This is a genomic window from Pseudomonadales bacterium (genome assembly GCA_013215025.1).
In the GTDB taxonomy this organism is placed as follows: domain Bacteria; phylum Pseudomonadota; class Gammaproteobacteria; order Pseudomonadales; family DT-91; genus DT-91.
On record JABSRR010000060.1, the window covers coordinates 1 to 12,303 of the forward strand.

The window sequence follows — 12,303 nt, forward strand, 5'->3', positions numbered from 1 at the left end:
ATGATCATGCGAGTGGCTATGGCTATGGCTGTCAGCGTCAGCTTGCTCCGGTTGATATTCTGCATGATGGTGATGAACGTCAACTTCACCAGCGGCCAAACGCTGCTGAAAGCTTTGCATCAGACTTAAGCTAGGTGCCGGCCCTTGAATGGTCTCTTCAATACGTTCGATAAAGGTATTGATCACGTGTGATTGATCGCGCAGATAGCCGGCTTTATAAAATGTGATATCAGTGTTTTCGGCAGCAACTTTATCGACATAGCCATGAATACGATCGATTAACTTGCCGCCAAATAAAAAGTAAGGTGCAACCACAATTTTTTTAAAGCCCAACTTTACCGCCATTTCAAGGCCACGACCTACCGAGGGGAAGGTAACGCCAGAATACACGGTTTCGGCCCAGCCAAAGCCTAGGTTCTCACAGACAATACGTGTTAGTTTGCAGGCTTCTGCATTAGCTGTGCTGACGGAAGTGCCTCGTCCTACCACAATTAACATGGTGTCGTATAAGTCACCGTCATGCACATGCTCAAGCCCTAAGGCTTCAAGAATACGTGCCTGAAATGCAGCGATCATTTCATCATGCAGGCCAAGCTCTTGCCCATATTCAATGGATAAGCCAGGGTGCTTAGCCTGATAGGTGGTAAGTACCGAGGGAATATCATTTTGCGCATGAGTCGCGGCAAATAGCATACCCGGTACGGCATAGATATTTTCTACGCCCTGCTGACGTAACTTATCCAATGCCATGTGAATATTCGGTGCTGAGTACTCTAAAAAGCCGTACTCAACTTTTAGACTGGGGTAACGATCTGCGAGACCTTTGGCCAGCAAGCTGAATTCTTTTTCAGCAATTTTCGCGCGACTGCCGTGACCGCAAATCAAAACGCCGGCATTTTCAGGTAAATCGTGTAGTTTGCTCATAGTCAAAAATTCTCAATATTAAAGCGACTGGGTAATCTCTTGCTCTATCGCAATGGTTTCGCCTTGATGCGCCCATTCAGAGTGGTCATCAGCGTTCAGGGTGATGCGCACCGTATGTTGACCAGGCGTTAGGCGTCTCAGGTGATACCATTCGCCATATATACGCGCAATTTTGTAACCGTCGACAAAAATATGTGCATGGCCTTGACCAAGTGTAGCATCTTGATTGATTGCCTCTGGGGTAAAGCGAAAGCCTTCGGTTTGAATATGCACATTCCAGCCACTCATGGCATCTTTAACAATCTGCATATTGAGTGTGGGTGCAGTTGCGTTTGGGTCTAGGCTGGTGATTTCTAATTGACCATGTTGATGCTGACTGTGGTCGTGCTGTTTAGCCTGTGTAGACTGCTTGGCAGTGCTGGGTTCTTGGCTGCAGGCCGAGAGCTGGAAAATCATCGTTAAGGCTATAATGGCGAAGCCAGCAGGCAAGAGATTGGCTGGCGACTTGAATAAAAAATTAGCGAACTTGGGCATGGTCAAAAATGTGTTGATGGTAAAAGTGATGGTCGATGAATATGCAAAAATATCGTTTCGACCGTTACGGGTAAATGATGTGATAACGGCTTAGATGCTAAGGACTAGCCCGTCATCTGAGCCGGCGCAATTATAGCGACTTGTCTTAACTATGATAAGCGTTGTTCGGGCTTTCTTTATATTTCTTGCGCTATTTCGCGGCATTTCGCAGCAAATTACTGAGTTTTATCAAACAGCAACTTCTCAGCGTAACTTTTAAGTGCGTCTATTAATGACAACTTTCAAGCGTTGAAGAGCTATCTCCGAAGAAACCAATATTGTCCGACGTTATATGCAGTGAGGCTGGGCAAATGCATGTAGCAAAGGCCTACGCTAGTTGATCACCGCTCAGCTTTGCAGGTTAGGCTATCATTAGCCTTGTTAAATCTATCAGTATTCGCCGGCAAGCGGTGAATCTAGCGGCAGTTCGCGTTACAATATGCGGCTAAATTGCGACTATTATTGGCACTCAGCAACTGAGGCCAAGATTTATCTAAAAGGTGCTTTTATGCAGTTAAACAAAATTCCGGCCACCGTGGTCACAGGCTTTCTGGGCAGCGGTAAAACAACCTTAATGTCTAATGTGTTGAAACAGGCAGCGGGCAAACGCATTGCGGTGATTGTGAACGAGTTTGGCGAATTAGATATTGATGCTGACTTGCTGCGCAGCTGTCCACTTGACTGCGACGAGGATACGGCCGGTGAACAAACGCAAAATGGCATTTATGAATTAGCGAATGGCTGCATCTGCTGTACCGTCGAGGAGGAGTTTTTGCCGGTGATGCAGCAGTTAGTCGAGCGCCGCGATGATATCGATCATATTCTGATTGAAACCTCAGGTCTTGCATTACCAAAGCCGCTGGTACAGGCATTTAACTGGCCCGAAATAAAACAATATTGCACGGTCGATGCCGTGATTACCGTGGTTGATGGCCCGGCTGTGGCGGCTGGGCGTTTTGCCAGCAATGAAGACTTAGTGCAGCAGCAGCGTTTAGCCGATGACAGCCTAGATCATGATCCTAGTCTGCAAGAGCTATTAGACGATCAGCTGAGTGCGGCAGATCTTGTTGTCGTCAGTAAAAACGATTTATTGGCAGATGCCGATCGTCAGCGAGTGAGCGAGATGATGGCGGCTAAATTGCCGGATGCGGTAAAAACCAGCTATATCAGTCACGGTGAGGCCGACTTGAATCTGTTAATGGGGATTGAGTCAGCGGCCGAAGAGCGTATCGATGCGGTACATAATCATCACGATCATCATCACGATCATGGCCACGACCATGATCATGCCCATGATCATTTTGATTCTTTTGTGATTAGCCTTGGTCAGGTTGATGGCGACAAACTGCAAGCAATTCTAACAGATCTATTGAATACCCATAATATTTATCGTGCTAAAGGTTTTGCTGCGTTGCCTGGCAAGCCTATGCGACAAGTTTTGCAGGCGGTGGGTAAGCGCTTAGATGTGCATTTTGATCGCCTCTGGGGTGCGACTGAAACACCGACGACCAATTTAGTGTTTATTGGCAAGGGCATTAATCAGACCGATATTACCCAAGCCTTACAAGCGGCGGAACTGGCGGCAGCCTAAACAAAGGGCGCTGAGGTATTGGCTAGCAATTCGGCTTTGTACTTCGGCTATTTTTTAGTGGCATTGTTATGCATCTTTTAGCAGCACAACCCGGTGGTTTTAGCGATGAAGAAGGCATCGTCGACTTAGGCCAATCCGCCGGTGATATTGTTGTGTTGTCGGCAGCCGATAGTGCTTTATCGGCACTGGCGTCAGCGGTTGATCAACTGCCGCAGGATTTTCCCAGCGTGCGTCTAGCAAATTGGATGCAATTAGTTAAACCTGCGGCGTTAGATTTGTACCTTGATAAAACCTTGGCCGATGCCCAAGTTGTTTTGGTGTCACTGTTGGGCGGTTCGGCTTACTGGCAATATGGCTTTGAACAGTTATTAGCGTGGCAGCAGCAGTCTTCATCGCGACAGCTTATTTTAGTGCCGGGTGACGATGCCGAAGATCTTGAGTTAATGCAGTCTTCCTCTGTGTCTCTAGAAGCAGCGCAGCGTATTTGGCGATATCTGCGGCAAGGTGGCGCGCATAATAATCGACAGCTGTTTTTGTATTTGGCAGATCAGTATCTATCCCTGCCGCAGAGCTGGGCCGAACCAGAATACCTGCCGCAATGCCTGCTCTATATGCCGCAGTCGCCCTTGAAGCATTCGCAGGCGAGTTTTTTTGACTGGCAGCAGCGCTGGCAGCAACAGCTTAGCCATTCCGATCAGCCAAGCCAGGCCGATATGCCATGCGACGTTGATAAGCCAAGCGCCGCCGATAAGCCAAGCAGAACCATCGCAGTATTGCTGTTTTATCGCAGTCATTTACAAAGTGCCAATACTGGCTTGTTTGATGCGCTTATTCAGGCGCTTGAGGCTGCCGGTGTACAGGTGCTGCCGATAGCGATTGCCTCACTGAAAGACCCAGAGTCTATTACCTTAGTCAATGCGCTAATTACCGAGTCTGACGCCGGGCTGGTAATTAATACCACCGGCTTTGCCTCAAATACCGTCAGCAGTCCTGAGCTATCATCAACGCCCACTGCCTTTGAGTCACCGTTTACGCGAGACATTCCAGTTCTGCAGTTGGTGCTTTCTAGTAGCACAGAACAAGACTGGCAAAATTATTCGCAGGGTTTGCGTGCGCGCGATATTGCCATGCAGGTGGTACTGCCAGAAATGGATGGTCGCGTGGTAACGCGCGCGGTCAGCTTTAAAGCCGAGAGTCATTGGAGCGAGCGTTGTGAAATTGCCGTGGTGCGTTATCAGGCTCATCATGAGCGCTGCCAATTTGTTGCCGAGTTGGCTAAGCGCTATCTAAGCCTTGCTGCAAAGCCTAATCAACAAAAACGTTTAGCCATCATCCTGGCTAATTATCCAACTAAAGATGGGCGTATCGGTAACGGCGTAGGTTTAGACACGCCAAACTCGACCGTGAATTTTTTACACGCTTTAGCCGATGCTGGTTATCCGCTTGACGATCTGCCTGAAGATGGTGATGCGCTAATCCGCGCCTTGTTGACGGCGGTGACCAATAATCCAAGCACCTTGCATTATTTGCCTTGCTGGCAAAGTATTGCACTTGATAGCTACCGAAGTCACTTTGCACAATTGCCGCTGGCCGCGCAACAGGCGGTAATATCACGCTGGGGTCAGCCCGAGCAAGATCCCAAGTGCCGTCATAACAGGATTATGCTGGCGGGCATTCGCCTGGGTGAAACATTTATTGGCATTCAGCCCGCGCGCGGTTTTAATGTCGATCTGTTAGCAAACTACCATGATCCCGATTTGGTGCCACCGCACAGCTATTTGGCGTTTTATTTTTGGCTGCGCTTTGAGTATCAGGTTGATGCTGTGGTGCATATGGGCAAACATGGCAATCTAGAATGGCTGCCGGGCAAGGGCAGTGCTCTGTCAGAGCAATGTTGGCCAGATATTGCACTTGGGCCAATGCCGCATTTTTATCCCTTTATTGTTAATGATCCCGGTGAAGGCGCTCAGGCAAAACGGCGCTGTCAGGCGGTGATTATTGATCACCTGATGCCGCCAATGACGCGTGCGGAAGTTTACGGTGAGCTAGCGGCATTAGAAGCGCTGGTCGATGAATATTATCAGGCGATGTCAATGGACAGCCGCCGTGAAAGCTGGTTGCGCGAGCAAATCATCGATAAGGTGACGAAAACTAACATATTATCTGAGTTAGATATGCGCGACGACGAATCCGATGATGCGCAGCTGCTAGACCAGTTAGATACCTATCTCTGTGATATCAAAGAAGCGCAAATTCGACATGGTTTACATATTTTGGGCCAGCTACCGGATGCTGAAAAGCTCAGTGATACCATTGTTGCCTTGTTGCGTCTGCCGCGCGGCAGCGCACCTGAGGCGCAGGGTATATTAAACGCTCTGGTGAATGACCTGAATATCCAGCATCAGTCTGCCGCCTTTGATCCTTTACAGCTTGAAGTTGAACCCTGGGACAGCCCCTGCCCACCGCTGCTGCAGCAGCTATCGGATCGGCCTTGGCGAACCACTGCAGATACGCGCGAGCGGCTAGAATTATTAGCGCTGCAGTGGGTTGAGCAGTATGTGCTCGGCGACTATGAGCTTAGGTTAATACAAGATGCATTCCCACACAGCTATCAATTGTTAGAATATGCGCGCGAGGTGTTGTTGCCAGCACTTGAGACGTCTGTAGAAAACGAGGTTTCAGCTTTAACCGCAGGTTTGGCGGGTCGCTTTGTAGAACCTGGGCCAAGTGGCGCACCGACGCGCGGCCGATTAGATACCTTGCCAACCGGCCGTAATTTTTATTCCTTAGATAATCGCTCCATACCTTCGCCGGCGGCTTGGGCGATTGGTCAGCGCTCGGCCGATGCCTTAATTGCAAGACATCTACAAGATCATGGTGATTATCCAAAACAGCTTGGCCTGTCGGTATGGGGCACTGCCACCATGCGCACCGGTGGTGATGATATTGCGCAAGCATTTGCCCTAATGGGCATTAAGCCGATATGGGCGCCAGGCTCACAGCGCGTGGTCGATTTTGAAATTATCCCCTGCATGTTGCTGGGTCGCCCACGAATTGATGTAACGCTGAGAGTCTCAGGATTTTTTCGCGATGCGTTTCCGAATGTTATGCGCCTCTACGATGCAGCCGTCACCGCGCTGATCGACTATGATGAGCCGGCACATATGAATACTATTCAAGCAAATATTATCGCCGCCGAGGCGGAGTGGCTTGCGCAAGGTGACTCTGCCGCAGCGGCACGTCGCAAAGCCAGCTATCGAGTTTATGGCAGTAAGCCAGGTGCGTATGGCGCTGGGCTGCAGGGTTTAATTGATGAACGTTGCTGGCAAAGCCGTGACGATTTGGCTGAGGCGTATGTGAATTGGGGTGGCTATGCTTATGGCAATGATCAGGCTTCAGCCGATGGGGTTGAGGCCAAACAAAGTTTTACACAGCGTTTGTCGCAACTTGAGGCAGTAGTGCAAAATCAAGATAACCGTGAGCACGACATTTTAGACTCTGACGACTATTATCAGTTTCAAGGTGGCATGACTAACGCGGTTGCTGTGCTGTCAGGTAGTGAGCCCACGATTTATCATAATGATCATGCCAACCCTGCAAAGCCGGTAGTGCGAACCTTGAAGCAAGAGCTGAATCGGGTGATGCGATCACGCGTGCTTAATCCTAAGTGGATAGAGGCCATGCAGGCACACGGTTATAAAGGTGCATTTGAAATGGCTGCCAGCGTTGATTATATCTTTGCCTATGATGCTACAACTAATCTGATCGATGATTATCAATATCGTGACCTTGCCGACCAGCTTTTGTTTGATGAGCAGAATCAGGCGTTTTTATCCGCGCATAATCCTGCCGCGTTGACAGAAATGGCCGAGCGCCTGTTAGAGGCTTGTCAGCGAGGTATGTGGCAAGATAGCCAAGCTTATGAGGAGCAGTTGCGTGATTTATTATTGTCGATTGATGCACGCCAGGAACAGTCTATGCAGCAGGCTTCAGAATGACTAGCAAGCACTACCGCCAGCCACACAGCTTAATGGTGCAGGGCACAACATCTGATGCCGGGAAAAGTATTTTAGTCACCGCATTTTGTCGCATGCTGGCGCGTCAACATATCTCGGTTGCACCGTTTAAATCGCAGAACATGGCCCTCAATAGCGCGGTCGCGGCTGACGGCGGCGAAATTGGACGTGCGCAGGCGGTGCAGGCAGAAGCCGCCGGACTAGCCGCTAGCGTATTAATGAACCCTATTTTGCTCAAGCCTAACAGCGATTTAGGCGCGCAAGTGATTGTTAACGGTAAGGCTATTGGTAATATGAAAGCCGAGCAATATCATCGCTACAAGCCGTCTTTATTGCATACCGTGGTTGCTGCGCATAGCGAACTTACCGCCCAGTATCAGCACGTCATTGTCGAGGGTGCTGGCAGCCCAGCAGAAATCAATTTGCGTGAGCACGATATCGCCAATATGGGGTTTGCAGAAGCCATTGATTGTCCGGTCGTGATTGTTGCCGATATCGACCGCGGTGGAGTATTTGCCCACCTTTATGGCACTTATGCCTTGCTTAGCGAGAGTGAGCAGGCACGCGTAGAGGGTTTTATTATTAACCGCTTNCGTGGTGACGTGAATTTATTAAAGCCNGGGCTTGATTGGCTTGAGCAGAAAACCGGTGTGCCAGTNATTGCGGTTATTCCCTATATTCATAATTTACATATCGAGGCTGAAGACAGCCTCTCAGCCAGTCAGCACCTGCAGCAGCAGGGTCAGCAATTAAAAGTCGCCGTATTAACCTATCCGCGTACCAGTAATCACACTGACTTTGATGTATTACGCATGCACCCGCAGCTGCACTGTGAGTTTATTACAGAGCCTGATCAATTTAGCGGCGCCGATTTAATTATATTGCCAGGCAGTAAAAATGTTCGCGGTGACCTAGCCTGGCTGCAACAGCAGGGCTGGCCGGCAATTATTCAAAAACATTTGCGCTTTGGTGGCAAACTTATTGGTGTTTGCGGTGGTTATCAGATGTTAGGTAGCGCGATTCATGACCCCGAGGCGATTGAGGCCGCCGCTGGCTCGTCAGCAGGTTTGGGATTTTTTGATATGCAGACAACGCTAACGGCAGAAAAAATTCTGCGTAATGTGCAGGGTAAGCATATACACTCAGGTGCCGCGGTAAGTGGTTATGAAATTCATGCAGGCCTGTCATCGGGCCCAGCATTAGAGCAGCCGGTTTTTTCGCTGCAGCGTGAGACCGATCAACAGCCATTTCATGATGGAGCAATGCATCAATCAGGGCAAATTATGGGCAGCTATCTGCATGGATTATTTGATTCCGCAGAGCTATTACAATATATCATTGAATGGGCGGGCATCGCAGAGGCCAGCGAGTTTGATTATCAGGCCTATCGAGAAGAGGAGATTGACCGCCTAGCCGATGCGGTAGAAGCGGCACTGCCGCTATCCGATTTATTACAGCTGCTGTCCTTGCCAGATGCTGCTAACGCTGCAGCTAAATCGCGTAAAATTCATCAATCAGAGTAATGATGATGATTTTCCAGCTGTTATTAGCCCTACTGCTCGATAAATGTTTTGCAGAGCCAAAGCGGTTTCACCCCTTGGTTGGCTTTGGACATCTGGCCAATAGCTTAGAAAAAACGCTGAATACAGGCAGCTGGCGCAAAGCACGTGGCTGCGTAGCGCTGGCGCTTGCAATCTTACCGCTTGTTGGGCTCGCTTATTACCTGCAGCAAATACTCGCAGAGTATACTGTGTTGATGCTTATATTATCGGCGGCGATAGTCTATCTAGCAATTGGATGGCAAAGCTTGCTGCAGCATGCTGAGGCAATTCGCGCGCCATTATGTCAGCACGACCTTGCCGCAGCGCGACAAGCTTTGGCGATGATCGTCAGTCGCGATACCGAGCAATTAGACGAGTCAGAGATAGCCAAGGGCTGCTGTGAGTCATTGCTTGAAAATGGCGCGGATGCCATATTTTCGGCACTGTTCTGGTTTTTGCTAGCCGGTATCCCAGGTGTGGTAATGTATCGTTTGAGTAATACATTGGATGCAATGTGGGGCTATAAAAATCCTCGCTTTAAGGAATTTGGCTGGGCTGCCGCACGCTTAGATGACCTGCTGAATTACCTGCCAGCCCGATTAACAGCCCTGAGTTATGCCTGCGTAGGCAATTTTCGACAGGCAATCGCTAGCTGGCGGGCACAGGCCAGCAGTTGGAAAAGCCCGAATGCAGGGCCTGTTATGGCAGCGGGTGCAGGTGCTATAAATACGGCTTTAGGCGGCGATGCCAGCTACTTTGGTGAAAGTCAGCAGCGAGCTGCACTGGGGCCAAGCGAAAATGCAGCCAATACGGCCTCTGCGCAAACTATTGCAAAAGCCTGTGCGCTAGTAAATCGTGCCCTAATGCTGTGGGTTACCTGTATTGTGCTATTTACGCTTTTCAGTCGATGGCTGAGTGGAGCTTCACTATGTTGCTAACAGCAACGCTACATCCTGATTCGAGTCATCTTGGTGCTACCGCTATTCAGGCCCTGCCGGCATTTACAAATGCTGCACTTTCGCAGTCACAGCGTGAGCAGCTGCAGCAGCTGTTTCTTAGTTTGCCAAAGCACGGTGGTGATGTTTCACAGGCTGCCGCCCAGTATCAGCGCCCGCAGCAGGCATGGTTAGATTTATCAACCGGCATTAATCCACAGGCATACCCGTTACCGAATATACCGGCGGCGGTATTTCAGCAGCTGCCAGATTATCATGCGGCGTTTGCGCAGGCTGTGGTAAGCTATTATGGCCATACTGAATATTTAGCCGTGCCCGGCTCACAGGCAGCCATTCATGTGTTACCTGCGGCAATCAATACCCTCTGTGCCAGTGCTGCACCGATATTATTACCCACAATTGGTTATCAAGAACATGCCGAACATTGGCAGCGAGCGGGCAATCGCTGCGAATTTTACCCCAGTGACGATAATGCCTCATTGATAACTGCGGTTGATCAGGCTCTGCAGCAAAATGCAGCCCAGCATCTGTTGCTGATACAACCGAATAACCCGTCAACCGCGAAAATTGCTGTGACACAAATCGTCAGCTGGGCACAGCAGCTGCAAGATACATATTTAATTGTTGATGAGGCGTTTATTGATCTAACGGCGGGGCAAAGTCTGCTTGACAGTGTTGAGCAACTTGAAAATCTTGTGGTACTGCGTTCGTTTGGCAAGTTTTTTGGTTTAGCCGGTATCCGTTTAGGTTTTGTATTTGCGAACGCGGCGTTGCGACAGCATATTCAGCAGGCGATTCCTGCCTGGTCAATCAACGGTCCGGCTCAATATATTGCCAGTCAGGCACTGGCCGATCGAGATTGGCAGCAGGCCACGCGACAAACCATTAGGCAAAACGCCGACTGGATGCTTAGCGCACTGGCATCGCTAGCGCCGTTTGGTCTTGTTTTACAGGGCAATAGCGGTTTATTTCTTAGCTATCGCTGTAGTCTCGATGTGGCGCTTAGTTTGCGTCATGCCTTTGCGCTTTCGGGGATTTTGATTCGAGTGGTCGTGATGTCTGATAATCAGGCGCTGCTGCGCTTTGGCCTGCTTGCTGAGCAGCATCAAACGAGGCTGCAGGGCTGCATCGAGAAAATCGCTAAACAAGCCAACTGGCTTGCATTATTAGCGTTAAGCGCGGGAGATATGGATGCATAAACTTGCCTTATTTCACTCGCTGCGCGGACAATCCTGCCTAGTGGTAGGTGGCGGTTCGGTGGCGCTGCGCCGAACAGAAAAACTATTACAGGCTGGCGCCAAGGTCGACCTGATTGCAATAGATGTACTGCCAGAATTGTATGCGCTGCAGCAGCAATATGGCGATAGTAATCAGCAGGTTGATTCAGCGCGTTTATCGATTTTGCAGCAGCCGGTGATGCTTGCAGAGTTGTCCAGTGAATATGCCTGTCTGCTTGCCGCTACCAACGACGGTGCGCTGAATGCAGATCTTCAGCAATTTGCCAAAACGCATGCGATTCCCTGCAATCGGGCCGATAATCCGGCTGCCAGTGATTTTGTCTTTCCTGCGATGATCGAGCAAGATGGGCTGTCGATTGCGATTACCCATGCCGAAGGTTTGCCAAGTCTTAGCCAAGTTTTAAAACAGCAAATCAGTGCTTTTATTCCTGCCGGGCATCAACGTTTAGCGGCGTTTATCGCAGGCTATCGTCAGCAAATTAATGCACAGCGTCCAAGCATTCGTCGACGTCTGTGGCAGCAGTTACTGCAGGGTGCTTTAGCCGATCAAGTCTATGCTAACCGCCTTCAGCAAGCTGAGCAAACTATGCAGCAGGCGCTTGCTAAGCCTGAAGAATTTTTAGCCTGCGGTGAAGTATATTTGTTAGGCGCAGGTCCGGGTGATCCTGAGTTACTAACGGTGAAAGCATTACGTTTATTGCAGCGCGCTGAGGTGGTGTTGTATGACCGATTGGTAAGTAAAGCAATTCTGGCCTTAATTCCGGATACTGCCGCAACCCTGTATGTGGGTAAACAGCGTTCTCAGCACGCGGTACCGCAAGATGAAATCAATCATCGCTTAGCCGAGCTTGCCTTAGCGGGTAAGCGTGTGGTGCGTTTAAAAGGCGGTGACCCCTTTATTTTTGGTCGCGGCGGTGAAGAGCTGAGTACGCTGGTTGAGCGACAGGTGCCGTTTCAAGTAGTACCCGGTATCAGCGCTGCGAACGGCTGTGCCAGCTATGCTGGAATCCCACTTACGCATCGTGATTACGCGCAGTCGGTACAGTTTATTACCGCGCAGCTGGTTGATGGAAAACTTGATTTACCCTGGTCAAGCTTAGTCTTACCGGGTAAGACCTTGGTGTTTTATATGGGCTTAAAAACGCTGCCATTAATATGTCAGGGTTTGCGCCAAGCTGGTATGTCAGAGGATATGCCAGTTGCGCTGGTAGCTAAGGGCACAACGCCTGAGCAAAAGCTGCTTCGCTCCGATATTGCCAACATTCAGTCAGCGCCTGAGCTGTCTAAGCTGAGTTCACCTACCTTATGTATTGTTGGTGAGGTTGTACAGCTGGCTGAGCATTTGCATCCTGCATCCGCGCATTCGAAACAGACCTTTTCCCCCAGGCCCTCGATGAAGTTTCGCGACGAGTTGTTGAGGATCCTCCACTGTCGACATTTCACGCACCCGAAATAGTGGACCCG

9 protein-coding genes are annotated in these 12,303 nt (G+C 49.7%); 7 read left to right on the forward strand and 2 right to left on the reverse strand.

Features of this window, described 5'->3' with window-relative positions; all coding sequences use genetic code 11:
- Both HRU21_06195 and HRU21_06200 read right to left on the reverse strand, forming a co-directional pair.
- Window positions 1–924, reverse strand: a 924-nt coding sequence (locus HRU21_06195; GenBank protein NRA41885.1) for a sirohydrochlorin chelatase, incomplete at its 3' end; no start/stop codon positions are given.
- A gap of 18 nt (window positions 925–942) precedes the next feature.
- Complete coding sequence (locus HRU21_06200; protein ID NRA41886.1) at window positions 943–1,380, reverse strand: hypothetical protein; 438 nt, start codon at window positions 1,378–1,380, stop codon at window positions 943–945.
- A 13-nt stretch (window positions 1,381–1,393) separates the two neighbouring features.
- Between HRU21_06200 and HRU21_06205 the strand changes: the two genes are divergently transcribed.
- The 7 genes from HRU21_06205 to cobA all read left to right on the forward strand — a co-directional run bounded on the left by HRU21_06205 (window position 1,394) and on the right by cobA (window position 12,295).
- Window positions 1,394–1,552, forward strand: a complete 159-nt coding sequence (locus tag HRU21_06205) for a hypothetical protein (GenBank protein ID NRA41887.1) — start codon at window positions 1,394–1,396, stop codon at window positions 1,550–1,552.
- Window positions 1,553–2,005: 453 nt separating this feature from the next.
- Window positions 2,006–3,088: a cobalamin biosynthesis protein CobW gene (cobW, locus tag HRU21_06210; GenBank protein NRA41888.1), complete on the forward strand. Its 1,083-nt coding sequence runs from the start codon at window positions 2,006–2,008 to the stop codon at window positions 3,086–3,088.
- Window positions 3,089–3,156: 68 nt separating this feature from the next.
- Window positions 3,157–7,086, forward strand: a complete 3,930-nt coding sequence (gene cobN / locus HRU21_06215; GenBank protein NRA41889.1) for a cobaltochelatase subunit CobN — start codon at window positions 3,157–3,159, stop codon at window positions 7,084–7,086.
- Between the two features lie 32 nt (window positions 7,087–7,118).
- Window positions 7,119–8,627 carry a cobyric acid synthase gene (locus HRU21_06220; GenBank protein NRA41890.1) on the forward strand — a complete coding sequence of 503 codons (1,509 nt, stop codon included), beginning with the start codon at window positions 7,119–7,121 and terminating at the stop codon, window positions 8,625–8,627.
- A complete protein-coding gene (locus tag HRU21_06225; protein ID NRA41891.1) occupies window positions 8,627–9,583 on the forward strand; it encodes a cobalamin biosynthesis protein in 957 nt (318 codons plus the stop codon). Before HRU21_06220 ends, HRU21_06225 begins: the two co-directional genes overlap by 1 nt.
- Window positions 9,574–10,800, forward strand: coding sequence for a pyridoxal phosphate-dependent class II aminotransferase (locus tag HRU21_06230; GenBank protein ID NRA41892.1), 1,227 nt, complete (start codon window positions 9,574–9,576; stop codon window positions 10,798–10,800). The genes HRU21_06225 and HRU21_06230 overlap by 10 nt, the downstream gene beginning before the upstream one ends.
- A complete protein-coding gene (gene cobA / locus HRU21_06235) occupies window positions 10,793–12,295 on the forward strand; it encodes a uroporphyrinogen-III C-methyltransferase (protein ID NRA41893.1) in 1,503 nt (500 codons plus the stop codon). The genes HRU21_06230 and cobA overlap by 8 nt, the downstream gene beginning before the upstream one ends.
- Window positions 12,296–12,303: the final 8 nt, after the last annotated feature.

Excerpts from the sequence above, each read along its gene's own strand:
- cobA (NRA41893.1), top strand. The coding sequence starts at position 10,793 with ATGCATAAACTTGCCTTATTTCACTCGCTGCGCGGACAATCCTGCCTA.
- HRU21_06230 (NRA41892.1), top strand. The coding sequence starts at position 9,574 with ATGTTGCTAACAGCAACGCTACATCCTGATTCGAGTCATCTTGGTGCT.
- cobW (NRA41888.1), top strand. The coding sequence starts at position 2,006 with ATGCAGTTAAACAAAATTCCGGCCACCGTGGTCACAGGCTTTCTGGGC.
- HRU21_06200 (NRA41886.1), bottom strand. The coding sequence starts at position 1,380 with ATGATTTTCCAGCTCTCGGCCTGCAGCCAAGAACCCAGCACTGCCAAG.
- HRU21_06205 (NRA41887.1), top strand. The coding sequence starts at position 1,394 with ATGGCGAAGCCAGCAGGCAAGAGATTGGCTGGCGACTTGAATAAAAAA.
- cobN (NRA41889.1), top strand. The coding sequence starts at position 3,157 with ATGCATCTTTTAGCAGCACAACCCGGTGGTTTTAGCGATGAAGAAGGC.
- HRU21_06225 (NRA41891.1), top strand. The coding sequence starts at position 8,627 with ATGATGATGATTTTCCAGCTGTTATTAGCCCTACTGCTCGATAAATGT.